22 protein-coding genes are annotated in these 25,055 nt (G+C 67.4%); 18 read left to right on the plus strand and 4 right to left on the minus strand.

Annotated elements, in window-relative coordinates; all coding sequences use genetic code 11:
• The first annotated feature begins 55 nt into the window (after positions 1 to 55).
• From DM992_RS31175 to DM992_RS31260, 17 genes are all read left to right on the plus strand, one after another.
• Positions 56 to 1,126, plus strand: coding sequence for an aromatic ring-hydroxylating dioxygenase subunit alpha (locus tag DM992_RS31175; protein ID WP_111019979.1), 1,071 nt, complete (start codon positions 56 to 58; stop codon positions 1,124 to 1,126).
• Positions 1,119 to 1,889, plus strand: coding sequence for an SDR family oxidoreductase (locus DM992_RS31180; protein ID WP_111019980.1), 771 nt, complete (start codon positions 1,119 to 1,121; stop codon positions 1,887 to 1,889). Before DM992_RS31175 ends, DM992_RS31180 begins: the two co-directional genes overlap by 8 nt.
• Positions 1,890 to 1,918: 29 nt before the next feature.
• Complete coding sequence (locus DM992_RS31185) at positions 1,919 to 2,446, plus strand: cupin domain-containing protein (RefSeq protein ID WP_034180369.1); 528 nt, start codon at positions 1,919 to 1,921, stop codon at positions 2,444 to 2,446.
• An 18-nt stretch (positions 2,447 to 2,464) separates the two neighbouring features.
• Complete coding sequence (locus DM992_RS31190; protein ID WP_111019981.1) at positions 2,465 to 3,361, plus strand: alpha/beta fold hydrolase; 897 nt, start codon at positions 2,465 to 2,467, stop codon at positions 3,359 to 3,361.
• 100 nt (positions 3,362 to 3,461) lie between these two features.
• Positions 3,462 to 4,316 carry an IclR family transcriptional regulator gene (locus DM992_RS31195; RefSeq protein WP_111019982.1) on the plus strand — a complete coding sequence of 285 codons (855 nt, stop codon included), beginning with the start codon at positions 3,462 to 3,464 and terminating at the stop codon, positions 4,314 to 4,316.
• On the plus strand, positions 4,313 to 5,110 hold the full coding sequence (locus DM992_RS31200) for an SDR family oxidoreductase (protein WP_111019983.1): 798 nt from the start codon (positions 4,313 to 4,315) through the stop codon (positions 5,108 to 5,110). The genes DM992_RS31195 and DM992_RS31200 overlap by 4 nt, the downstream gene beginning before the upstream one ends.
• Positions 5,103 to 6,770 carry a thiamine pyrophosphate-binding protein gene (locus DM992_RS31205; protein ID WP_111019984.1) on the plus strand — a complete coding sequence of 556 codons (1,668 nt, stop codon included), beginning with the start codon at positions 5,103 to 5,105 and terminating at the stop codon, positions 6,768 to 6,770. Before DM992_RS31200 ends, DM992_RS31205 begins: the two co-directional genes overlap by 8 nt.
• Positions 6,763 to 7,578, plus strand: coding sequence for an aspartate dehydrogenase (locus DM992_RS31210; RefSeq protein WP_111019985.1), 816 nt, complete (start codon positions 6,763 to 6,765; stop codon positions 7,576 to 7,578). The genes DM992_RS31205 and DM992_RS31210 overlap by 8 nt, the downstream gene beginning before the upstream one ends.
• 89 nt (positions 7,579 to 7,667) lie before the next feature.
• Complete coding sequence (locus tag DM992_RS31215) at positions 7,668 to 9,158, plus strand: aldehyde dehydrogenase (protein ID WP_111019986.1); 1,491 nt, start codon at positions 7,668 to 7,670, stop codon at positions 9,156 to 9,158.
• An 18-nt stretch (positions 9,159 to 9,176) separates the two neighbouring features.
• Positions 9,177 to 10,139 (plus strand): VOC family protein, encoded by a 963-nt coding sequence (locus tag DM992_RS31220; RefSeq protein WP_111019987.1) that lies wholly within the window; start codon positions 9,177 to 9,179, stop codon positions 10,137 to 10,139.
• The gene (locus DM992_RS31225) at positions 10,136 to 11,380 is read left to right on the plus strand and encodes an FAD-dependent oxidoreductase (protein ID WP_111019988.1); all 1,245 of its coding nucleotides are present in this window, start codon (positions 10,136 to 10,138) and stop codon (positions 11,378 to 11,380) included. Before DM992_RS31220 ends, DM992_RS31225 begins: the two co-directional genes overlap by 4 nt.
• A gap of 24 nt (positions 11,381 to 11,404) precedes the next feature.
• Positions 11,405 to 12,805, plus strand: a complete 1,401-nt coding sequence (locus DM992_RS31230) for an MFS transporter (RefSeq protein WP_111019989.1) — start codon at positions 11,405 to 11,407, stop codon at positions 12,803 to 12,805.
• 164 nt (positions 12,806 to 12,969) lie between these two features.
• Positions 12,970 to 13,521 (plus strand): GNAT family N-acetyltransferase, encoded by a 552-nt coding sequence (locus tag DM992_RS31235; RefSeq protein WP_111019990.1) that lies wholly within the window; start codon positions 12,970 to 12,972, stop codon positions 13,519 to 13,521.
• A gap of 278 nt (positions 13,522 to 13,799) precedes the next feature.
• Positions 13,800 to 14,021, plus strand: coding sequence for a DUF3079 domain-containing protein (locus DM992_RS31245; RefSeq protein WP_111019991.1), 222 nt, complete (start codon positions 13,800 to 13,802; stop codon positions 14,019 to 14,021).
• Positions 14,022 to 14,214: 193 nt separating this feature from the next.
• Positions 14,215 to 15,882 carry a hydroxylamine reductase gene (hcp, locus tag DM992_RS31250; protein WP_111019992.1) on the plus strand — a complete coding sequence of 556 codons (1,668 nt, stop codon included), beginning with the start codon at positions 14,215 to 14,217 and terminating at the stop codon, positions 15,880 to 15,882.
• A 13-nt stretch (positions 15,883 to 15,895) separates the two neighbouring features.
• Entirely contained in the window at positions 15,896 to 16,918 is a 1,023-nt protein-coding gene (locus tag DM992_RS31255; RefSeq protein WP_111019993.1) for an FAD-binding oxidoreductase, read from the plus strand.
• Positions 16,919 to 17,014: 96 nt separating this feature from the next.
• Positions 17,015 to 17,428: a PPC domain-containing DNA-binding protein gene (locus DM992_RS31260; protein ID WP_111019994.1), complete on the plus strand. Its 414-nt coding sequence runs from the start codon at positions 17,015 to 17,017 to the stop codon at positions 17,426 to 17,428.
• Between the two features lie 329 nt (positions 17,429 to 17,757).
• On the opposite strand, the gene acnB is transcribed toward DM992_RS31260, so the two are convergent.
• From acnB to DM992_RS31280, 4 genes are all read right to left on the minus strand, one after another.
• Positions 17,758 to 20,343 carry a bifunctional aconitate hydratase 2/2-methylisocitrate dehydratase gene (gene acnB / locus DM992_RS31265; RefSeq protein WP_111019995.1) on the minus strand — a complete coding sequence of 862 codons (2,586 nt, stop codon included), beginning with the start codon at positions 20,341 to 20,343 and terminating at the stop codon, positions 17,758 to 17,760.
• A gap of 510 nt (positions 20,344 to 20,853) precedes the next feature.
• On the minus strand, positions 20,854 to 21,327 hold the full coding sequence (locus tag DM992_RS31270; protein ID WP_111019996.1) for a nuclear transport factor 2 family protein: 474 nt from the start codon (positions 21,325 to 21,327) through the stop codon (positions 20,854 to 20,856).
• 477 nt (positions 21,328 to 21,804) lie between these two features.
• Positions 21,805 to 22,053, minus strand: coding sequence for an adhesin (locus DM992_RS42980; protein ID WP_111019997.1), 249 nt, complete (start codon positions 22,051 to 22,053; stop codon positions 21,805 to 21,807).
• Positions 22,054 to 22,684: 631 nt separating this feature from the next.
• Positions 22,685 to 23,119 carry a universal stress protein gene (locus DM992_RS31280; RefSeq protein WP_034180351.1) on the minus strand — a complete coding sequence of 145 codons (435 nt, stop codon included), beginning with the start codon at positions 23,117 to 23,119 and terminating at the stop codon, positions 22,685 to 22,687.
• 371 nt (positions 23,120 to 23,490) lie between these two features.
• Between DM992_RS31280 and DM992_RS31285 the strand changes: the two genes are divergently transcribed.
• Positions 23,491 to 24,975, plus strand: a complete 1,485-nt coding sequence (locus tag DM992_RS31285; RefSeq protein WP_111019998.1) for an amidase — start codon at positions 23,491 to 23,493, stop codon at positions 24,973 to 24,975.
• Positions 24,976 to 25,055 lie beyond the last annotated feature (80 nt).

Raw genomic sequence — 25,055 nt, forward strand, 5'->3', positions numbered from 1 at the left:
CCGCGCCGAGCGCGCGATCCGCTGATCCGACGACAACCGCATCCGGAGCACACTGATGACGTCCCCCGCACAACACGCTTCCCAACACGACCCGGTCCGTGACTATCTCGACCGCGGCATCAAGAACTACTGGTATCCCGTCGCGCCGAGCTGGCAGGTGTCGAACGCACCTGTCGGCCTGACGCGCCTGTCCGAGCAGATCGTGCTGTGGCGCGATCACGACGGCAAGGTCCACGCACTCGAGGATCGCTGCCCGCACCGCGGCGCGCGCCTGTCGCTCGGCTGGAACCTCGGCGGCAGCATCGCGTGCTGGTATCACGGCATCGAAGTCGACGGCGGCGGCACGGTCAACCGTGTGCCGGCCGTGTCGAACTGTCCGCTCGAAGGCATGAAGTGCGTGAAGTCCTATCCGGTCGAGGAAAAGGCCGGCGCGATCTTCCTGTGGTTCGGCGACGAAGCGCACGGCGAGCCGGCGCCGCTGAATCTGCCCGAGGAACTGGTCACCGACGAATACGGCCACTTCCTGTGCGTGTCGAACTGGAAGTGCAATTACCAGTACGCGATCGACAACGTGATGGACCCGATGCACGGCGCGTACCTGCATGCGACGTCGCACTCGATGGCCGAAGGCGACAAGCAGGCCGACATGCGCGTGCGCAAGACGGAAACCGGCCTGATGTTCGAGAAGATCGGCCAGCGCGACGTGAACTTCGACTGGGTCGAACTCGGCGAAACCGGCTGCCTGTGGATGCGCCTCGCGATTCCGTACAAGCAGAAGTTCGGCCCGGGCGGCAACTTCGGGATCATCGGCTTCGCGACGCCGGTCGACGGCGACAACTGCCAGGTCTACTTCTGGCGCACGCGCAAGGTCAGCGGCTGGCAGCGCGACGTGTGGCGCTTCATGTACCGCAACCGCCTCGAAGGGCTGCACTGGGACGTGCTCGAGCAGGACCGCTACGTCCTAGAAAGCCTCGCGCCGCGAGCGCGCGATCACGAATACCTGTACCAGCACGACGTCGGCATCACGCGTGTGCGCCGGATGCTGCGCCAGCGTGCGCAGGAACACCTGTCCGCGCTCGACGCGCATCGCGCGGCGCAAGCCGCTTCGGAGCCCGCGAATGGCTGAGTTCGCACCGGTCGTGTCGCTCGCGGGGCGCCGCGTGCTCGTCACGGGCGGCGCGCGCGGCCTCGGCGCGGCGTTCGTGAAGGCGCTCGTCGCCGCGGGCGCGCAGGTCGCGTTCGGCGACGTGCTGGCCGACGAAGGTCGTGCGCTCGCCGCGCAACTGTCGGAAGCCGGCCACGTTGCGCATTTCTTCGGGCTCGACCTGGCCGATCCTGCGAGCGTCGACGCATTCGTCGCGCAGGGTGCGACGGCGCTCGGCGGCATCGATGCGCTGATCAACAACGCGGCGATCACGAACTCGGGCGGCAAGCTGTCGACGGAGCTCGACGTCGCGACGTGGGACGCCGTGATGAACGTGAACGTGCGCGGCGTGTGGCTCGTCAGCAATGCGGCGCTGCCGCACCTCGCGAAGTCGGGCCGTGGCGCGATCGTGAACCTCGCATCGGACACCGCGCTGTGGGGCGCGCCGAAGCTGCTCGCGTATGTCGCGAGCAAGGGCGCGGTGATCGCGATGACGCATGCGCAGGCGCGCGAGTTCGGCGCGCACGGCGTGACGGTCAACGCGATCGCGCCGGGGCTGACCGAAGTCGAGGCGACCGCCTACGTGCCGGCCGAGCGCCACGCGTTCTACATGCAGGGCCGTGCGCTGACGCGCGCGCAGGTGCCCGACGACGTGACGGGCCCCGTGCTGTTCCTGCTGTCGGACGGCGCGCGCTTCGTGACGGGCCAGCTGCTGCCGGTGAACGGCGGCTTCGTAATGAATTGATGTTTTCACTCTGAATGAAGGAGAGGACGATGGCGGACGCCGATCTCGAACGCAAGTCGTGGGACCAGCCGGAAGGCGCAAGCTTCAACGACTGGATGGAAGGGCGCGTCGCGCGCTACGCGACGCGGCGCTACGACTGGGACGCACTGAAGTTCCAGGCCGACTACGACCCGAAGTACCGCCGTGCGCAGATGCGCTATGTCGGCACCGGCGGCACGGGCGTCGCGAAGGACGTCAATACGGTGCCGGCCGGCAACTTCACGTTCTCGACGATGGTGATCCCGGCCGGCAACATCGGCCCGAGCCATATCCATATCGACGTGGAAGAAATCTTCTTCGTGCTGCGCGGCAAGATGAAGGTGATCTGCGAGCGCGACGGCGAGACGTGGGAAGCGATCCTCGGCGAGCGCGACCTGATCTCGGTGCCGCCCGGCGTGTATCGCACGGAAATCAACATCGGCGAGGAAGACGCGCTGATGTGCGTGATGCTCGGTTCGCCGAAGCCGATCACGCCGACGTATCCGCCCGATTCGCCGCTCGCGAAGATCAAGCGTTGAGACGGAGCCGGTGAAGCAATGAGTGTCATCGACAAACGTGAACGCGACCGCACCGCGGCGTTCGCCGCGCTGCTCGGGCGGTTTCCCGAGCAGCGTTGTGCGGCCGGCGCGGCGGGTACGATCGGTTATCGCGAGGCCGGCGCGCAGCATGCGGGCCGCGCGCTGCCCGTCGTGCTGCTGCACGGGATCGGCTCGGGCGCCGCATCGTGGGTGCGCCAGCTCGACGCGCTCGGCGCATCGCGGCGCGTGCTCGCGTGGGATGCGCCCGGTTATGGCGCGTCGACGCCCGTGCACGGCGCGTCGCCGGCCGCCGCCGATTACGCGGCGTCGCTGAACGCGTGGCTCGAGGCACTCGGCATCGAACGCTGCGTGCTGGTCGGGCATTCGCTCGGCGCGATCGTCGCGGGCGGTCTTGCCCGCGTGATGCCCGCGCGGATCGCCGGCCTGCTGCTGGTGTCGCCTGCCGGCGGCTATGGCAGCGCGCCCGCCGAAACGCGCGAATCGCGCCGCGACGCGCGGCTCGCGATGCTCGCGGAACTCGGCCCGGCCGGGCTCGCCGAGCAGCGCAGCGGCAACATGCTGTCCGGTTTCGCGAGCGAGGATGCGCGTGCGTGGGTGCGCTGGAACATGGCACGCATCATGCCGGCAGGCTACGCGCAGGCCACGCATCTGCTTGCGAACGCCGATCTTGCGACCGATCTCGCCGGTTTTCGCGGCCGCACGGCCGTGGCCGTCGGCGCGAACGACGCGATCACGCCGCCCGCCGCATGCGAGCGGATCGCCGCGGCCGCGCACGTCGGGCTGCAGGTGATTCCGCAAGCCGGTCATGCCGGGTACGTGGAAGCGCCGGCCGTTTATTCCGCACTGATCGACACGTTCTGCCGTCAGTGCGATACGCAGTGGGGGCTGGTATGAACGCCCCCCACGCTCGCTATCGTTCGCTTGGGGGGGCGCAGCCCCCCCATCCCCAGAGAGCATGTCCATCTAAGCTCGGGGCGGCCCGGCGGGAGGCATCATGAGCGACCCGCTGCAACAAGAACCCGAAAACGGGAAGGCCGAGGCCAGCTACGTGGTGCCGGGCCTCGAACGCGGGCTGCGGATTCTCGCCGAATTCTCGCCGCGCGAGCCAGTGCTCGGCGCGCCCGAATTGTCGAAGCGGCTCGGCATTCCGCGCACGACGGTGTTCCGTCTGCTGCAGACGCTCGAATCGCTCGGCTTCCTCGAGCGTGCGGACAAGGATCGCAACTACAAGCTCGGCATCGCCGTGCTGCGGCTCGGCTTCGAATACCTGAGCTCGCTGGAGCTGACCGATCTCGGCCTGCCGGTGATCGAGAGCCTGCGCGACGCGACCGGCTTCACGACGCACATCGTGATCCGCGACGGCCGCGACGTCGTGTTCGTCGCGAAGGCGCAGAGCCAGTCGCCGGTGTTCAGCTCGATTCGCGTGAACGTCGGAACCCGCTTGCCCGCGTATGCGACGACGCACGGCCACGTGCTGATGGGCGACCTGTCGCTGAAGGAGCTGCGCTCGCTGTACCCGGAAGGCACGCTGAACCGGATGACGAGCGCGACGCCGGAGACGGTCGATGCGTTGTACGAAGCGATCCGCGAGGATGCGCTGCGCGGCTACGGCGTCAGCAATTCGTCGTTCGAGCGCGGCATCTCGGTGGTCACGGCACCCGTGCGCAACGAGACGCAGAAGATCGTCGCGTGCATCACGGTGACGGTGCCGCGGCCGGAGATCGACGCGGCGCTGATCGCGGACGGTCTGATCGACAAGGTGCAGCGCGCGGCGGCGGAACTGTCGCGGCGGCTCAATTACCGCTCGGATGACGAGCACACGTTTATGAATGCTTTAGGACTCCGATGATTGAGATCGAACTGACCGGGCAGGTTGCGGTGGTGACGGGCGGTTCGTCCGGCATCGGCCTCGCGACGGCCGAACGGTTCCTGCAGGCCGGCGCATCGGTCGCGATTTGCGGCCGCGACAGTGACCGCCTCGCACGCGCCGCGGCGATGCTCGGCGAAAAATATCCGGGCGCGCAACTGCTCGCCGAGCGCTGCAACGTGCTCGACGAAGCCGACGTGGCCGCGTTCGCGCAGGCGGTGTCCGCGCGCTTCGGCCGTGCCGACATGCTGGTGAACAACGCAGGCCAGGGCCGCGTGTCGACCTTCGCCGACACGACCGACGATGCGTGGCGCGAAGAGCTCGAACTGAAGTACTTCAGCATCATCCGCCCGACGCGCGCGTTCCTGCCGCTGCTGCGCGACGCGCCGGCGCCGACGATCACCTGCGTGAACTCGCTGCTTGCGCTGCAGCCCGAGCCGCACATGGTCGCGACGTCGTCGGCGCGTGCGGGCGTGCTGAGCCTCGTGAAGTCGCTCGCGACAGAACTGGCGCCGCAGCGCATCCGCGTGAACTCGATCCTGATCGGCATCGTCGAGTCGGGCCAGTGGCGCCGCCGCTTTGAAGCGCAGGCGCAAGCCGGCGAAAGCTGGGAGGACTGGACGGGGGCGCTCGCGCGCAAGAAGAACATTCCGCTGAATCGCTTCGGCAAGCCCGACGAGGCCGCCTGGGCACTTTTTTATCTCGCAACGCATCTGTCGTCCTACACGACGGGCAGCCATATCGACGTTTCTGGAGGCTTTGCACGGCATGTCTAAAAAAACCACGGTTGGCGAGCTGATTGCCGCCTTTCTCGAGCAGTGCGGCGTGAAAACCGCATTCGGTGTCATCTCGATCCACAACATGCCGATCCTCGACGCGATCAACTCGCGCGGCAACATCCGGTATGTCGGCGCGCGCGGCGAAGCGGGCGCGGTGAACATGGCCGACGGCCTGGCCCGCGTGTCGGGCGGCCTCGGCGTCGCGTTCACCAGCACGGGCACGGCGGCGGGCAACGCGGCCGGCGCGATGGTCGAGGCGCTGACGGCCGGCACCGCGATGCTGCACATCACCGGGCAGATCGAGACGCCGTACCTCGACCAGGATCTCGCCTATATCCACGAAGCGCCCGACCAGCTGACGATGCTGGACGCGATCTCGAAGGCCGCGTTCCGCGTGCGCACGGTCGAGACCGTGCTGCCGACGATCCGCGAAGCCGTGCGCATCGCGCAGACCGCGCCGACGGGCCCCGTGTCGGTCGAGATCCCGATCGACATTCAGGCCGCCGAAATCGAATGGCCGGAAGACCTCGCGCCGGCGCACGTCGCGGTGAGCGAGCATGACGCCGCACGCGTCGCGAAGCTCGCCGACGCACTCGCGGCCAAGCGTCGCCCGCTGCTGTGGCTCGGCGGCGGCGCGCGCCACGCCCGCGATGAAGTCGAACGTCTCGTGAAGCTCGGCTTCGGCGTCGTGACGAGCGTGCAGGGCCGTGGTGTGCTGCCCGAGGATCATCCGGCGACGCTCGGCGCGTTCAACGTGCATGCGTCCGCCGAAGCGTTCTACAAGACCTGCGACGCACTCGTCGTGGTCGGCTCGCGCCTGCGCGGCAACGAGACGCTGAAGTACAAGCTCGCGCTGCCGCAGCCGCTGTTCCGCGTCGATGCCGACGCGCTCGCCGACAACCGCGGCTATCGCAACGAGCTGTTCGTGCACGGCGACTCGAAGCGCGTGCTGGCCGAGCTGGCCGACCTGCTCGAAGGCCGCCTGTCGGTCGATCCGCAGTTCGCATCCGATCTCGCGGCAGCCCGCGAGCAGGCGGTCGCCGATGTGGCGAAGGGCCTCGGGCCGTACAAGCAGCTCGTCGATACGCTGCAGGGCGCCGTCGGTCGTGACTACAACTGGGTGCGTGACGTGACGATCTCGAACAGCACGTGGGGCAACCGCCTGCTGAAGATCTTCGAACCGCGCGCGGGCGTGCATGCGCTCGGCGGCGGCATCGGCCAGGGGATTCAGATGGGCATCGGCGCGGCGCTGGCGGGCGCGGCGGCGAAGACGGTCTGCCTCGTCGGCGACGGCGGCCTGATGGTCAACGTCGGCGAGCTGGTGACGGCCGTGCAGGAAAACGCGAACGTGATGATCGTGCTGATGAACGACCAGTGCTACGGCGTGATCCGCAACATCCAGGACGCCCACTACGGTGGCCGCCGCTGCTTCGTACAGTTGCACCAGCCCGATTTCGCGCAGTTCTGCGCGAGCTTCGGCCTCACGCACTACCGGATCACGTCGCTCGACCAGGCCGAAGCGATCGTGCGCGACGGACTCGCGAAGGAAGGGCCGGTGATGGTCGAAGTCGACATGCTGTCGGTCGGCTCGTTCGCGTCGTCGTTCGCGGGCCCGCCGGTGAAGAAGGAAGCGCCGTCGGAGCGCCAGTATGCGTAACGCGCACGCACCCGTCGACGTCGCGATGATCGGCTTTGGCGCGATCGGCGCGGCCGTGTACCACGCGGTCGAGCACGACGCGGCGCTGCGCATCGCGCACGTGATCGTGCCCGACCACCAGCGCGCCGCGGTGCAGGGCGTGCTGGGCGGTGCGGTGGAGGTCGTGTCGTCGGTCGACGCACTGGCCCGCCGCCCCGAGTTCGCGCTCGAATGCGCTGGCCACAGTGCGCTCGTCGATCACGTCGTGCCGCTGCTGAAGGCCGGCACCGACTGCGCGGTCGCATCGATCGGCGCGCTGTCCGATCTCGCGCTGCTCGACGTGCTGTCGCAGGCCGCCGACGAAGGCGACGCGACGCTGACGCTGCTGTCGGGCGCGATCGGCGGCATCGACGCGCTGGCATCCGCGAAGCAGGGCGGCCTCGACGAAGTGCTGTACGTCGGCCGCAAGCCGCCGCTCGGCTGGCTCGGTACGCCGGCCGAGGAGTTGTGCGACCTGCGCACGATGGCCGAAGAGAAGGTGATCTTCGAAGGCACTGCGCGCGACGCCGCGCGGCTGTATCCGAAGAACGCGAACGTCGCGGCGACCGTCGCGCTCGCGGGCCTCGGCCTCGATGCGACGCGCGTGCGCCTGATCGCCGATCCGGCCGTCGCGCGCAACGTGCATCGCATCACCGCGCGCGGCGCCTTCGGCGAGATGTCGCTGGAAATGAGCGGCAAGCCGTTGCCCGACAACCCGAAGACGTCCGCGCTGACGGCGTTCAGCGCGATTCGCGCGCTGCGCAACCGCGCGGCCCGCTGCGTGATCTGAGTGGCGCTTCGAGAGATTCGGATTATTGAACGTCTGCCAGCGCCACGGCGAGGGCAGGTGCGCAGAGACAGATTTGTGGGACTTGTGACATGACACCTTTCGATACGAGCCTGGTACCCGACGGCAACATCCTGATCGGCGGCAAGTGGCGGCGCGGCCGTGGCGCGCCTTACGCCAGCATCTATCCGGCCGACCAGTCGGTGAACATGGAAGTGTCGACGGCGAATGCGGAAGACGCGGCCGAAGCCGTCGAAGCCGCCGATGCCGCATGGCGCCGCGCCGACTGGGCCGGGCTGAAGCCGCACCAGCGCGCGCAGGTGCTGTACCGCATCGCGGATCTGATCATGCAGCGCCACGAGGCGCTCGCGAACCTGCAGCGCCGCGACAACGGCAAGCCGATCGGCGAGACGCGCGTGCTGGTGGCCAGCGCCGCGAACACGTTCCGCTATTTCGCGGCCTGCCTCGAAACGCTCGACGAAGAACTGACGCCGTCGCGCGGCGATTACCTGACGATGAGCGTGTACGAGCCGATCGGCGTGATCGCCGCGATCACGCCGTGGAATTCGCCGATCGCATCCGACGCGCAGAAGCTCGCGCCGGCACTTGCCGGCGGCAACGCGGTAGTGCTCAAGCCGGCCGAAGTCACGCCGCTCGCGTCGCTCGCGCTCGCGCGCATCTGCGAGGAAGCCGGCGTGCCGAAGGGCGTGCTGAGCGTGCTGCCGGGCAAGGGCTCGGTGATCGGCGACGTGCTCGTGCGCCATCCGCTGGTGAAGAAGGTGTCGTTCACGGGCGGCACCGAAGTGGGCCGCGGCATCGCGCGCATTGCGGCCGAGAAGCTGATGCCCGTGTCGCTCGAACTTGGCGGCAAGTCGCCGACGATCGTGTGCGACGACGCCGATCTCGATCACGCGGTCAACGGCGTGTTGTACGGCATTTTCAGCTCGTCGGGCGAAGCGTGCATCGCGGGTTCGCGGCTGTTCGTGCAGCGCGCGGTATACGACGAATTCACGAAGCGCCTGGTCGCGGGGGCACGCAAGCTGCGCGTGGGCGATCCGACGCGGCCCGATACGCAGATGGGGCCGCTGATCACCGCGAAGCATCGCGAATCGGTGGAGCGCTACGTCGCGCTCGGCCTGGAAGAAGGCGGCCGCCTGCTGTGCGGCGGCGAGCGGCCGTCGGGCGACGGGCGCGAGAACGGCTTCTTCTACCAGCCGACGATACTCGAAGGCTTGCCGAACAGCGCGCGCATCTGCCAGGAAGAAATCTTCGGGCCCGTGCTCGTCGCGATGCCGTTCGACGACGAAGCGTCGCTGATCGCGCAGGCGAACGACAGCGTGTTCGGCCTTGCCGCCGGCATCTGGACGCGCGACTACAAGCGTGCCTGGCGCATCGCGCGCGCGCTCGAAACGGGCACCGTCTGGATCAACACGTACAAGCTGTTTTCGATTTCCACGCCGTTCTCCGGCTGGAAGGAGAGCGGGATGGGGCGCGAGAAGGGGCGTCTCGGCATCCGCGAATACATGCAGCAGAAGAGCCTCTACTGGGGTTTGAACGACGCGCCGCTGCCGTGGGCGAACTGAGCGAAGGGGAATGACGCAATGAGCATTTTGGGAATCGAGCAGATCACGTACGGCGTCGACGATCTCGCGACCTGCCGGCGCTTTTTCGCCGACTGGGGGCTGAAGGAAGTCGAGCACGACGATACGCGCGCGCGCTTCGAGACGATGAACGGCTGCACCGTGCTGGCCGTCAACGCCGACGATCCGGCGCTGCCACCCGCGTTCGAAGCGGGCCCGACGCTGCGCGAGGTCACGTGGGGCGTCGCGACGCAGCAGGAACTCGATGCGCTGCGCACGAAGCTTGCCGGCCAGCCCGGCTATTACTCGCACGACGATGCGGTCGGCTGTATCGACCCGAACGGCATGGCGATCCGCGTCGAAGTCACGCGCAAGCGCGAACTCGACATCACGGGCTCGCCGTCGAACGTGTGGGGCCAGACGCTGCGCGTCGACCAGCCGAGCCCGATCTATGCACGCGCGGAGCCGGTCGAGGTCGGGCATGTCGTGTTCTTCACGAACTGCCTCGACGAACAGGAAAGGTTCTATCACGAACTGCTCGGCTTCGAGACGTCCGATCGCTACCCGGGCCGCGGCGCGTTCATGCGCTGCGCGCCGCACGGCGGCCACCACGACCTGTTCCTGCTAGCGCTGCCGAACGGAAAGCGCGGCCTGAACCACGTCGCGTTCACCGTGCGCGATATCCACGAAGTGTTCGGCGGCGGCATGCATATCGACCGCTGCGGCTGGGAAACGCAACTCGGCCCGGGTCGACACCCGGTGTCGTCCGCGTACTTCTGGTACTTCCAGAATCCGGCCGGCGCGCTGATCGAGTACTACGCCGATGAGGACATGCTGACGCCCGAATGGCAGCCGCGCGAATTCGAGCCGGGCCCGACCGTGTTCGCCGAATGGGCCGTCGACGGCGGCCTCGACGGCAACACGCGCCGGCAGAAAAACGCGAAGGCGCCGGAAGGCAAGTTCATGACGGAGCGAAAATCATGACCGAAACGTACACGCCCGCGCAGCCCGCGCCCGGCACGGTCGTCGTGATCGGCGGCGGCCAGGCCGCCGGCTGGGTGCTGAAGACGTTGCGCGCGGAAGGTTACACGGGCCGCCTCGTGATGATCGCCGACGAGCCGCACCTGCCGTACGAGCGTCCGCCTCTGTCGAAGGCCGTGCTGGCCGGCGACGCCGATGTCGAAACCGTACGCGTCGTGCGCCCGGACGAATTCGATGCGCTCGATATCGAAGCATGGCAGCCGGAATGCGCGGCATCGATCGACCGCGCGCGCCGCGTGGTGACGACCGCCAGCGGCCGCGAGATCGAATACGACAGCCTCGTGATCGCGACCGGCGGCACGTCGCGCCGCCTGCCGGACGCGATCGTGAGGACGCCGAATCTGCACTATCTGCGCACGCTCGACGAAGCGGCCGCGCTCGGCGAGAAGCTGCGCGCGAGCCAACGCGTGCTGGTGATCGGCGGCGGCTGGATCGGCCTCGAAGTCGCGGCCACCGCGCGCAAGCTCGGCGTCGAGGCGGTCGTGGTCGAAGGCGCGCCGCGTCTGTGCGGCCGCTCGGTGCCGCAGATCGTGTCGGATTTCCTGCTCGACCTGCATCGCTCGAACGGCGTCGATGTGCGTCTTGGCGCGGCGCTCGCGTCGCTCGATGCGCAGCCGGACGACGCATCGAAGGTGCGCGCGACGCTCGCCGACGGCACGACGATCGACGCCGATTTCGCGGTGGCCGGCATCGGCCTCGCGCTGAACGCGTCGCTCGCGAGCGATGCGGGGCTGGCCGTCGACGACGGCATCGTCGTCGACGAATTCGGCGCGACGAGCGACCCGGCGATCTTCGCGTGCGGCGACGTCGCGAACCATCACAACGGCTGGCTGAAGCGGCGCGTGCGGCTCGAATCGTGGGCCAACGCGCAGAACCAGGCGATCGCGGCCGCGAAAGCCGTGCTCGGCGTGCGCGCGCCGTACGAGGAGATCCCGTGGTTCTGGTCAGATCAGTACGACGTGAACCTGCAGATCCTCGGCGATCTGCCGGCCGATGCGCAGCTCGTCGTGCGCGGCGATCTCGCCGCGCGCCGCGCGACGCTGTTTTTCCTTGGCGACGGGCATGTGAGAGGTGTCATCGCCGTGAACAACGCACGCGAGCTGAAGCTTGCGCGCAAGTGGATGAACCAGGGCCGGGCAGTGGATACGGAAGCCCTGGCGGACACGACCAAAGCGCTTGCCTGACCGGCAGACCAGGAGACACCCCGCATGAGCACTTTCGACAACGTCGTGGCCGGACGCGCCACGATGGAAGCTGCCGCCTCCACGCCCGGCGCGATCATCGCGCGGCTCGAGCGGCTTCCCGGCAACGCGATGCAGATCCGCGCACGCGTGCTGATCGGCACCGCGACGTTCTTCGACGGCTTCGACGTGATCACGATCGCGGCGACGCTGCCGCTGCTGATTCACAAATGGGGGCTGTCGCCGACGCAAATCGGCATGCTGATCGCATCCGGCGCGATCGGCCAGCTGATCGGCGCCTTCCTGTTTCCCGCGCTGGCCGAGAAACACGGCCGCGTGAAGGCGATCGCATGGAGCTCGGCCGTGATCGGCATCACGAGTATCGCGTGCGGGTTTGCGCCGACCTTCGAGGTGTTCGTGCTGCTGCGGATCCTGCAGGGGCTCGGGCTCGGCGGCGAGCTGCCGGTCGCCGCGACGTACATCAACGAGATCACGCGCGCGCACGGCCGCGGCCGGTTCGTGCTGCTGTACGAGATCGTGTTCCCGATCGGCCTGCTCGTGTCGATGGCGCTCGGTGCGTGGCTCGTGCCGCGGTTCGGCTGGGAAATCATGTACTTCGTCGGCGGGCTGCCGCTGATCCTGTCGTTCGTGCTCACGCGTCTCGTGCCGGAATCGCCGCGCTGGCTCGCATCGCGCGGGCGGCTCGCGGAAGCCGGGCGCGCGGTCGGCGTGTTCGAAGCATCGGTGCGCGGCGAGCTGCCGCCGGTCACGCAGGCGGCCGCGTTCGACGAGATGGTGCGCCAGCATCCGAAGCGCAAGATGAGCGACCTGTTCAGCGCCGCGTATCGCAAGCGCACGCTCGCGGTGGCGACGCTGTGGGCGACCTGCGGGTTCATCCAGTACGGACTGTCGACGTGGCTGCCGACGATCTACAAGAACTTCTATCACGCGCCGCTGCAGCTCGCGCTGAATCTCGCGGTGATCGGTTCGGTGATGGGCGTGCTCGGGTCGCTGGCGTCGGCCCTGCTCGTCGACAAGCTCGGCCGCAAGCCGGTGATCGTGTGGTCGTTCGTGCTGTGCGCGCTGTCGCTGGCGTTCGCGGGCATCTATCACGCATCGTCGGTGTATGTCGTCGCGGTCTTCTGCTCGCTGTCGCTCGGGTTGATGGCGTCGGGGTTCATTACCGCGTACGTCTATACGCCGGAACAGTATCCGACGAGCATCCGCGCGTCGGGTTGCGGGCTCGGCAGCGCATGGCTGAAGATCGCGTCGTTCGTCGCGCCGATGGTCGTGCCGCACGCGATCATCGGCGGGAACCTCGCGCCCGCGTTCTACCTGATCGGCATCGTGCCGCTGATCGCGGCGGTGACCGTGCACTTCGTCGGGATCGAGACGAAGGGGAAGGTGCTGGAGGCGCTCGAAGCGTAAGCGCAGCCGGCGATAACGGACGATGTGCACAGGCCCGGGCGATGTCCGGGCCTTTTTGTCTGGGGCGACCCGGTTGCGTCGCGGGGCAATGCGAACGCGTGCAATTGTCGGCGTATGGCTTGCATGGTCTAATTCACGGTCCCGCTTTTCGTCCGACCGCCGCCATGCCGCTGTTCGAACCCGTCACGCTGAATACATCCCGCCTCGTGCTGCGGCCGCTTCGCGAAGCAGACACGCAGGCCTTCTTCGAGATCTGGTCGGATGCGGAAGCGATGCGCTATTTCTCGTTTGCGCCGATGACGGACATCGAGCAGGCAGCGGAGCGCGTCGCGCGCAACCTGAGGACGTCCGCCGGCGGGCAGGATTTCGCGTGCGTACTCGAATCGCGGGAAACCGGCGAAACGCTGGGTGAATGCGCGCTGTTCCATGCGAACGAGCAATGCCGCCGTGCCGAGATCGGCTTCAGCCTGCAGCGCAAGTACTGGCGCGGCGGATACATGCGCGAAGCGGCGTCTGCCGTGATCGATCATGCGTTCGGCACGCTGAGACTGAACCGGCTCGAGGCCGATATCGATCCGCGCAACGTGGCGTCGGCGCGGCTGCTCGAACGGTTGGGCTTCGTGCGGGAAGGGCTGCTGCGCGAACGCTGGATCGTCGGCGAGGAAGTGTCGGACAGCGCGCTGTACGGATTGCTGGCGAGCGATCGTCGCGCGTGATGCGGCCGGGGCGGATCGCTTCTCGGCAGGAGCGATCGTGTCCATTTCAACCGGCACATCCGGGCGGAACAGCGAAGCGATGCCGAAGAGGGCGCTTGCGGCGTCGAACGGAACATGCCCGGACAAACAGAGCGGCTGACGGCCTTCTACGAGAATCGCCTCCGCGCGCCTGGCCGGCGCACGGTCGCCACTGCGAAAGAATGCCGCATTGCCGGTGTGCATCGGTGCACTAGAGTCGAACGGTAGCGAACGAAACGACACCGGGAGGACAACGCACGATGGCCAGGAAATTTCCGCTGCATCCCGTGCATCCGGAGAGGATCTGCTGGGGATGCGACAACTACTGCCCGACGCGCGCGATGCGTTGCGGCAACGGCTCCAGCCGCACGCAGCACCCGAGCGAGCTGCTCGGCGACGACTGGTATCGATACGGCGACTGGGGCATCGAATGCACGGATGCCGAAAACGAACACACGACCGAAGCCGGCGGGCAGCGATAGCGACAAGTTGCCTCACCGGCGAGCGTCCCGTTTCTTGATCTGCATCACGGTGGCGAAATGCTTGCCGAAACATCATGAAAAAGATGCATACAACACGCATCTTGAAGCGGGCGGGATGTCCGGCGGCAAGGAACCCGCGTTCCGCCGCCGTTCACGCCGACCCGCGTCCCCATGATCGAGAAAGGAGAGCACCGTGTTTTGCTATCAATGCGAACAGACCGACCGGACCGGCGCGCGGCCCGGCTGCGCATCGGCGAAAGGCAACTGCGGCAAGGATGCAACGACGGCCGACCTGCAGGACCTGCTGGTCCATGCGGTGAAGGGCATTGCGCAATACGGCGCGGTCGCGCGCGCACTGGGCGCCCCCGATCGCGACGCCGACCGGTTCGTGCTGTACGCGATGTTCACGACGCTGACCAACGTGAACTTCCATGCGGCGCGCTTCGTCGCGTTGCTGCGCGATGCGGCGCAGACGCGCGACCGCGTGAAGGCCGCATCCGAAGCGAAGGCGCGGGCCATGGGAGCGGTCATCCCCGTGCTGCACGGGCCCGCGATGTGGCAGCCGGCGGACGATCTCGCCGGCCTGCTGGAACAGGCCGCTGCCGTCGGCATCGACGCGGGGCTCGACAAGGTGGGCGCGGACATCGTCGGCCTGCGTGCGCTGGTGCTGTACGGACTGAAGGGCGTGTGCGCCTACGCGCATCATGCGCGAGTGCTCGGCTACGAGCGCGACGACATCTACGAGGGCGTCGAAGCGGCGCTCGCGTTTCTCGCGCGCGACCCCGACGATGTCGATGCGCTGCTCGCGCAGGCGCTCGAACTCGGCAGGCTGAACCTGACGGTGATGGAACTGCTCGACAGCGCGAACACCGGCCGTTTCGGCGCGCAGCAGCCGACCGCCGTGCGCGTGTCGCCGGTGGCGGGCAAGGCGATCCTCGTGTCGGGCCACGATCTCGGCGATCTGCACGCGCTGCTCGAACAGACGGCCGGCACGGGTATCCATGTGTACACGCACGGCGAAATGCTGCCGGCCCACGCGTACCCGGCGCTCAAGGCATTTCCGCATCTCGTCGGCAACTATGGCGGCGCGTGGCAGGACCAGCAGAGCGACTTCGCGCATTTCCCCGGGCCGATCCTGATGACGTCCAACTGCATCATCGAGCCGATGCCGCAATATCGGCAGCGGATCTTCACGACGGGGCCGGTCGGCTGGCCGGGCGTGCGCCATCTCGAACATCAGGATTTTTCGGTGCTGATCCGCGCCGCGCAGGCGCTGCCCGGTTTCCCGGCCACGGCGCCGGAGCAGACGATCACGGTCGGGTTCGGCCGTCATGCGGTGCTCGGCGTCGCGGACAAGGTCATCGACGCGGTCAAGGCCGGACAGATCCGCCACTTCTTCCTGATCGGCGGCTGCGACGGCGCGGCGCCGGGCCGCAACTACTACACGGAGTTCGCGGAGCAGGCGCCCGACGATACGGTCGTGATGACGCTCGGCTGCAACAAGTACCGGTTCAACCGGCATGCGTTCGGCGATATCGGCGGCATTCCGCGCCTGCTCGACGTCGGGCAGTGCAACGACAGCTATTCGGCGATCCGGATCGCGACGGCGCTCGCCGACGCGTTCGAGTGCGGCGTGAACGATTTGCCACTGTCGCTCGTGATCTCGTGGTTCGAACAGAAGGCGGCGGCCGTGCTGCTGACGCTGCTCGCGCTCGGCCTGCGCAACATCCGCCTCGGACCGACGCTGCCGGCGTTCGTCACGCCGGGCGTGCTCGCGGTGCTGGTCGAGCAATTCGGCATACAGCCGATCGGCGACGCCGGCGCGGACCTTGCTGCTTCGCTGGCGCGCAAGGCCGCTTGAGCGGGATCGTTCGATGACCTATCGAATCGAGATCACGACGCGCGACGGTGAGCAGTTCGGCTTCGGATGCGACGCCGAACAGGACGTGCTCACCGCAGCGGCGGACGCCGGCATCACGCTGCCGTCGCAATGCCGGCGCGGAAGCTGCGGCGCGTGCCAGGCGACCGTCGTCGACGGCGCATACGAGATGCAGGCCGACAGCGCAGGCGTGCTGCCGGCCGGCCAGCGCGGCGCGGTCCTGCTGTGCCGGACCGCGCCGCGCGGCGATCTGCGGGTCGCCGCGCCATACGACAGGACCAAGGTGCTGCTGCATCCGGTGCCCGTGCGCACCGCGAGGATCGCGGTGCTCGATGCGATCGCGGCCGACACGATGCGCGTCGAGTTGCAAGTCGAGCCCGACGACGCGTTCGGCTCGGCCGTCGAGTTCGAGCCCGGCCAGTTCGCCGAGCTGGAGGTGCCGGGCAGCGGCTTGCGCCGGCCGTATTCGCTCGCGAACACGAGCAACTGGGACGGCCGCCTCGAGTTCCTGATCCGGCTGCGGCCGGACGGCTGGTTCTCGACGTACCTGCGCGAGCGAGCACGGCCGGGCGATCCGCTGACCGTGCGCGCCCCGATGGGCGGCTTCGGGCTGTTCGCGGACAGCCTGCGGCCGCGCTGGTTCGTCGCGGGCGGCACGGGGCTCGCGCCAATCCTGTCGATGCTGCGGCGCATGGCAGAGTATCAGGAGATGGCCGATGCGCGGCTGTTCTTCGGCGTCAATCAGGAAAGCGAATTGTTCATGCTCGACGAGCTGACGCGATTGCAGGCCGACCTGCCGCAGTTGCAGGTCGATCTCTGCGTATGGCGGCCCGGCGGGGAGTGGGCCGGGTTGCGAGGCACGCCGGTCGACGCGTTGCGTGCGGCGCTTGCACAGGCCGGCGCGCTGCCGGACATCTACGTGTGCGGGCCGCCGCCGCTCGTGCAGGGTGTGCGGGACGTGGCCGTTGCGGCAGGCGTGCCGGATGCGCAGTTCGCGAGCGAGCGTTTTACCGGGTGATGCCTGAGCGTTGCCGCGAGGCGTGGGTGACTTGCCGGATTCACGGGCCGAACGTACTCTTTGTCGACACCATGATCCACCAGCGGGTTCTCGACCATGCAAGCCCATCCTCTGCGTCTGTCCCCCGGCGACGATCTGCGCGCGTCCATCGAGGACGCGTTGCGTTCGCACGGTGCGCACGCGGCATTCGTGATCCAGGGCATCGGCAGCCTGAGCGTCGCGCAGTTGCGCTTTGCCGGCGCCGACCTGCCGACCGAACTGCGCGGCGACCTCGAAATCCTGACGCTGGCCGGCTCGGTATCGCCTGACGGCGCACACCTGCACATGTCCGTTTCCGATGCGGGCGGCCGCGTGTCGGGCGGCCATGTGGCGAGCGGCTGCGTGGTGCGCACGACCGCCGAGATCCTGCTCGCGCTGCTTCCCGCGCATCGCTTCTCTCGCGAACCCGATGCGGGTACCGGCTTCAACGAGCTGGTGATCCGTCGCGAGCCGGGCGGCGATGCCGCGTGAGTGTCGCGAAGCGGCGACGGAATCGCCGGTCATTCGGGGCGTTCCCGCCATCCCTCATTCCGCAGCGGCGCGATCCTCGATCCGCATGACTTCGATGCCGCGGGCTCGACCGACGGCCACGCGTAGGTCGACCTCGACGAACGAAGCGCAACGGTATGGCGAAGGCTTGCCGTTCGACCCGGCCGAGCGGCTTTACGCGCTTTGCGACTGACCGGCCCGTCACTTCACACACCGGGGCCGAATAAAAAAATGGCGCCGCGGGCATGCAGCCTGCGGCGCCATTGCGTGTCGCTGCGACGGGAAAGACCCGCCGCAGCCCGGCAGCGTGCTTACATCTGCACGGTGTCGGCCACTTCCTTGAAGTCTTCGATCTGGTCGAAGTTCATGTACTTGTAGATCTTGTCGCCGTTGGCGCTGAGCACGCCCATGTCGGCCATGTACTCGTCCTTGGTCGGGATCTTGCCCAGGCGCGAGCAGATTGCCGCCAGTTCCGCCGAGCCGAGGTACACGTTCGTGTTCTTGCCCAGGCGGTTCGGGAAGTTGCGGGTCGACGTCGACATGACCGTCGCGCCTTCGCGCACCTGTGCCTGGTTACCCATGCACAGCGAGCAGCCCGGCATTTCGGTACGCGCACCGGCCGTGCCGAACACGCCGTAGTGACCTTCTTCGGTCAGCTGCTTCTGGTCCATCTTGGTCGGCGGGGCAACCCACAGCTTGACCGGGATGTCGCGCTTGCCTTCCAGCAGCTTCGACGCCGCACGGAAGTGGCCGATGTTGGTCATGCACGAGCCGATGAACACTTCGTCGATCTTCGCGCCGGCGACGTCGGACAGCGTCTTCACGTCGTCCGGGTCGTTCGGGCAGGCGACGATCGGCTCGTGGATGTCGGCGAGATCGATCTCGATGACGGCCGCGTAGTCGGCGTCGGCGTCCGGCGACAGCAGTTGCGGGTCGGCCAGCCACTGCTCCATCGCCGCGATGCGGCGCTGCAGGCTGCGCGGATCCTGGTAGCCCTGCGCGATCATCCACTTCAGCAGCGTGACGTTGCTGTTCAGGTATTCGATGATCGGTTCCTTGTTCAGGTGGACCGTGCAACCGGCGGCCGAACGTTCGGCGGATGCATCCGACAGTTCGAACGCTTGCTCGACCTTCAGGTCGGGCAGGCCTTCGATTTCGAGAATGCGGCCCGAGAAGATGTTCTTCTTGCCTTGCTTGGCGACCGTCAGCATGCCTTGCTTGATCGCGTACAGCGGAATCGCGTTGACGAGGTCGCGCAGCGTGACGCCCGGCTGCATCTTGCCCTTGAAGCGGACCAGCACCGATTCCGGCATGTCCAGCGGCATCGTGCCGGTGGCGGCCGCGAAGGCCACCAGGCCCGAGCCTGCCGGGAAGCTGATGCCGATCGGGAAGCGCGTGTGCGAATCGCCGCCGGTGCCGACGGTGTCGGGCAGCAGCATGCGGTTCAGCCACGAGTGGATCACGCCGTCGCCCGGACGCAGCGCGATGCCGCCGCGCGTGCTGATGAAGTTCGGCAGCGTCTGGTGCGTCTTCACGTCGACCGGCTTCGGATAAGCGGCGGTGTGGCAGAACGACTGCATCACGAGGTCGGCCGAGAAGCCGAGGCAGGCGAGATCCTTCAGCTCGTCGCGGGTCATCGGGCCCGTGGTGTCCTGCGAGCCGACCGAGGTCATCTTCGGTTCGCAGTACGTGCCCGGACGAACGCCCTGGCCTTCCGGCAGACCGCATGCGCGGCCGACCATCTTCTGCGCGAGCGAGAAGCCCTTGCCGCTGTCGGCCGGCTGGTGCGGCAGGCGGAACAGCGTCGACGGCGCGAGGCCCAGCGCTTCGCGTGCCTTCGCGGTCAGCCCCCGGCCGATGATCAGCGGAATGCGGCCGCTGGCGCGCACTTCGTCGAACAGCACGTCGGACTTGACCTGGAATTCGGCGATCACTTCGCCGTTCTTCAGCGCCTTGCCTTCATACGGGCGCAGTTCGACCACGTCGCCCATTTCCATCTGCGACACGTCGAGTTCGATCGGCAGTGCGCCTGCGTCTTCCATCGTGTTGTAGAAGATCGGGGCGATCTTGCCGCCGAGGCACACGCCGCCGAAGCGCTTGTTCGGCACGAACGGGATGTCTTCGCCGGTGAACCACAGCACCGAGTTGGTGGCCGACTTGCGCGAGGAGCCGGTGCCGACCACGTCGCCCACGTACGCGACCAGGTGACCCTTTTCCTTCAGCGACTCGATGAACTTGACCGGGCCGCGCTTGCCGTCTTCTTCCGGCGTGATGCCCGGGCGCGCGTTCTTCAGCATCGCCAGCGCGTGCATCGGGATGTCCGGGCGGGTGGTGGCGTCCGGTGCCGGCGACAGGTCGTCGGTGTTGGTTTCGCCCGTCACCTTGAAGACGGTGACGGTCAGGCTTTGCGGCACTTCCGGACGGCTGGTGAACCATTCGGCGTCGGCCCAGCTTTGCAGCACGGCCTTCGCGTGCGCGTTGCCCTTGTCGGCGAGTTCCTTCACGTCATGGAACTGGTCGAACATCAGCAGGGTTTTCTTCAGCGCGTCGGCGGCGACGGCCGCGACTGCGTCGTCGGACAGCAGTTCGATCAGCGGCTGGATGTTGTAGCCGCCCAGCATCGTGCCGAGCAGTTCGGTAGCGCGTTCGCGCGAGATCAGCGGGCAGGCGGTCTCGCCCTTGGCCACGGCGGCCAGGAAGCCGGCCTTCACGCGGGCGGCTTCGTCGACGCCGGCCGGCACGCGGTAGGTGATCAGTTCGAGCAGCGTTTGCTCTTCGCCTGCGGGCGGGTTCGTCAGCAGTTCCACCAGTTCGGCGGTTTGCTGAGCCGTCAGCGGCAGGGGGGGAATACCGAGCGCGGCGCGGGCGGCCACGTGAGCACGAAAGTTTTCAAGCATGGGGAAACCTGCTGATATGGCGTTTGAGGGGAAGGCCTTTCCGGCACTCCGGGGCTGTTCCAGGCACTGCTTTGAGCGGGATTCTAATCTCAATGCACTGTAACGTCAAATGTCTTATGTCTTATATAAGAGTTGGCGGACGAGATGGGTGGGAACGTGGCGGCGCGGGGGAGTCGGCGTTTCCGTGCGTGCTCCGGAGGGTGGGCTGGGAGCCTTTGCAGGCAAGGTATTCCGTGTGGTTCCTGCGGTAGTCGGCAGGAGGGGAGGCGATTTGCGGCGGGCTGCTCGGCTGCGGTTGGGGGCGTCCGCTGGCGGTAGATTGGTCCTGTCGGGGCTGGCTTTCGTGATGTGGAACAGAGGCGGGCCTTGCGAAGCCGCGCCGGACGACTACATGCCCCAGCCAGAGAAGCCCTTGCGCTCGATTCGGGTTTCAGGTGCAGCACATATCTGCACAAGCACGCAAGAAGCTGTACACGTCAACGCCACGATGAAGCAGTAGCGGCGCGTGCCCTAGCCCTGCTTTGCCCGATACGCGTCGAGATTCTTCCGCGCCTGCGCGCGGATCGCGCGTTGCACGAACGGCGTCCAGCCGAGCAGGGCGCCCTTCAGCCCAAGCGCCTGACGCGCCCAGCGCCACAGGTCGAAACTGTCGCGATGCTCGGCGATGAGCCCGTCGCGGAACCGGAAACGCGCGTCGATCCGGTTGACCACCATGCGGCCGGTCGGGGTGAACCTGTAGTGCGCGACCCACTGCGCGCGCCCGGTCTGTTCGTCCGCGTCGACCTCGCCGAACGTCAACGAAAATTCCTGCGCGCGCGCCACCAGCATGCGCCACATGTCGCGCGCGAGTTCGCCGTGCAACTCGCCGAACGCGGGATCGCCGAAGACGATGTCGTCGGCATAGCAGGCGAGCATCGCGTCGATGTCGCGCTGCTGAAAGGCCGTGTAAAAGCGCTGGATCAAATCGGTGTTGGGATGACTCATCTTTTGATTGACTGTTGTTGTAGATGAAGCGGCGTCTCGACGCGATGGCCCGATAGCGGGCTAGCCACTGTATCGGAAATCGAACAGGCGCTGCGCAACGTGAGCGACAGCACCGCGCGCGATGCCGGCTCCGACACGCCGCTGTGTCCGGTTCCGCCTTCGGTGCAAGACGACGATCGCAGCGAGTACATGAGCTATGGGCCCGGCCACTACGCGTACGAGATTGTCGGCGACATGCCGGTTCATGTCGGCGGCACGTGCTACATCGGCAGGCTGGTCGACCGGTTTGGCGATTACGGCAAGGATGGCCTGATGGCGCAGATGTCGATGCGTCTTCCCCGCGACGATACGGGCCACGAGCAGACGTTCAGCGTGAACGGCGTCCGGAGCGTGACATCCGTCGCGACATCGATCGAGAAAATGACGGCAAACAGCGGGAATCGACTCGAATGCGACCGGAACGTCACCGGATTCGCGTCAACGGTTCGCCATCGCGACGTCCCGGTTGCCTCGCCCCGTTACCAGGCAGCTCGACATGAACGCCTCGCCCTGGCTGCCGGCGGCCGCCTCGCCGAAGCCGCGGCCGAGCGCGTCGGCCTTCACCTGCGCGGCGCCCTGTTCGCATGCAAGCGGGCTGGCGTCGCGGCCCTGCGCATGCAGGATCGCGCGATCGGCAATGAGATAGGCCAGCAGCGCGAAAACAGCGATATGTACGGCTCGTCTCATGGTTCGTCTCCTCGTCGCTCAAGCGTAACGCGGACACGTTCGGCGAAGCACTTGGGGCTTCCCCCGGTAAACGTCTGCTGAATCGGTGGCGGGGCGGCGTGATCCCGTCACGTTTTTCGTGATTTCGCGTGCACAAGGAAGGGGCTTTCAGGCGGGCGGCCGGCAGACGAGGATGGGCACGCAGCGCGGCGATCGTGCGACGGATTTCGGCACGACAGACGCGCGATTCGCGCGCGAGTTTGACGAATGTCAGGGTACGGGCGGGAGGGGACGGTCGCGCTGCCGCTCAAAGCGATAGCATGAATGCATGATTTGACGGAACGTGATGACGGATGAATGCATCGGTTCCGGCAAGCAGGTGCGTGTTGAACATCGCTGTCGAAATAGTGAGGAATCCAAATGCTTAACGTCTCTTCCGTGCTGATCAGTCTCGCTCCGATGTGGGCAATCCTGCTGGTTGCGTCTTCGGCGGCCGCCTATTTCGTGTTCTGGCGCAAGGTCATCAAATAAGCGCTTCGTGACGGGCGGTACGCGTGCGACGCGCAACGCGCACACGTACGCATCGCTCGTTCGTCCGTCGCCGGCGCAAGCCTGCGGCCTGTCGTGAGACTATCGACGCACATCATTCCCGTCATTGCACGGCCGTCACCGGCACATTCGAAATCCGCACCAGCCGGCCCATCACGCTGCGGCGAAACACCGACATCAGCGCATGGAGCGGATCGTGCCTCGGCGCGACGACCACGATCTCGTCGCATCCGGTTTCGGCCGCCACGGCCGCGATCGTATCGGCCACCGGCCCGACCTTCTTCACGACGCTGTACTTGACGCCGGCGTCCTGCAAAATCCGCTCCGCCATGGCCAGATCGTCGGACGCGAACTTTTCCTCGATCGAGCGCAGCCGCGACAGCGGGTGATAGGCCTCGAGCCGCGTCGATTCGAGCGGCGCCTGAACGTTGATCAGCACGATCTCCGATGCGCACCGCTCGCGATACAGGAATGTCGCGTGGCGAACCGCCTGCAGCGAGCGGGGCGAGTGACCGACCGGAACCAGCAGCTTGAGCATGAACGATGTCCAGGAAACGAGATGCTTCCAGCGTAGCGCGCAGCCGGAATGAGCAATCTAAAGAGATCGGGCGGTTGCGTAAAAATGTCGTTAACGCGCGCCGTCTCGTGTCGCGCCTATTAGAAATATAAGAAATTTTAGTTTATGCGCATAAACGATTTCATCGATCGGCCCGGCGTGGGCGGCCCGGTACGCGTTGCCCCGATTCAGTCGAATCCGCAATGAATCGCGACGGAAAATATCGGCAGTCGCCGAATCGGCGTCGCGTAGAGTAGAGCGCATCGGCCGCGGCGCGGCCCCTCCCGGCCGGATCGGGAGCGACCGCCGCCGCCACGCGGCCTGTCATTCCATTCCGATTTCAGGAGACCCGCATGCCGCACGGCGCCCCGCAGCTTCTCGCTCCCGCTTCCATCCCTGTCGACCCGATCGTGCGCCTGTCGGCCGGCGAGCTCGCGTCGGCGATCCGCGGCAAGGCGGTTTCGTGCGTCGAGACGATGCGTGCGTATCTCGACCACGTCGAGCGCGTGAACGGCGCGGTCAACGCGATCGTCGCGCTGCGTGAGCGCGATGCGCTGCTCGCCGAAGCCGCGGAAAAGGATGCCGCGCTGGCGCGCGGCGAGTACCAGGGCTGGATGCACGGGATGCCGCAGGCGCCGAAGGATCTGGCGATGACGAAGGGGCTGCGGACCACCTACGGCTCGCCGATCTTCCGCGAGAACGTGCCGCAGGCCGATTCCGTCGGCGTCGCGCGGATGCGCGCGGCCGGCGCGATCTTCATCGGCAAGACCAATACGCCGGAGTTCGGGCTCGGTTCGCACACGTTCAACGAGGTTTATGGTGCGACGCGCAATCCGTACGACCTGACGAAGAGTGCCGGCGGCAGCAGCGGCGGCACGGCGGCGGCGCTCGCGTCGCGGATGCTGCCGGTGGCGGACGGCAGCGATTTCGGCGGCTCGCTGCGCAATCCGGCCGCGTTCTGCAACATCTACGGCTTCCGCCCGTCGCAGGGGCGCGTACCGCGCTGGCCGGCCGTCGACGTGTTCGTGCAGCAGCTCGGCATCGAAGGGCCGATGGGCCGCACGGTCGGCGACGTCGCGCAGCTGCTCGCGATCCAGGCCGGCTACGACCGCAACGATCCGCTGTCGCTCGCGGAAGATCCGGCCGTGTTCGCGCAGCCGCTCGACGCGGACCTGCGCGGCAAGCGCATCGCGTGGGTCGGCGACTGGAACGGCTATCTCGCGACCGAGGCCGGCGTGCTCGCGCAGTGCGAACAGGGGGTGGCAACGCTGCGCGAGATCGGCTGCGACGTCGATGCCGCGCTGCCGGCGTTCGCGCCCGACCGGATCTGGCGCCTGTGGCTCGCGCACCGTCACCTGCTGTCCGGCGGCGGGCTGCTCGCGCACTATCGCGACCCGGCGCGCCGCGCGCTGCTGAAGCCCGAGGCGATCTATGAGGTCGAAGGGCTGCTCGCGATGCAGGGCGCGGCCGTGTTCGACGCGAGCGTCGAGCGCACCGCGTGGCATCAGGCCGTGCTGAGCTTCTTCGACCGCTACGACTTCATCGCGGCGCCGACCGCGCAGGTGTTCCCGTTCGACGTCGACCAGCGCTGGCCGAAGGAGATCGCGGGCCGTGCGATGGACACCTACCACCGCTGGATGGAAACGGTCGTACCGTGGACGCTGGCCGGCTGCCCGGTGATCAACGTGCCGGTCGGCTTCAACGATGCGGGGCTGCCGATGGGGATGCAGCTGATCGGGCGCCCGCGCGCCGATCTCGCGGTGCTGCAGCTCGCGCGCGGCTACGAGCAGGCGGCCGACTGGGTCGGCCGGCGGCTGCCGGCATGGATGGCTGCGTAACGTCGCGGCCGGCCGGCAGCCGGTAGCGGGGTGACGAAACGGGTGGCGGCGAGCCGCACGTTTTGCTTGGATTTCCGAAC

Source organism: Burkholderia sp. JP2-270 (genome assembly GCF_003233675.1).
Taxonomy (GTDB): domain Bacteria; phylum Pseudomonadota; class Gammaproteobacteria; order Burkholderiales; family Burkholderiaceae; genus Burkholderia; species Burkholderia pyrrocinia_C.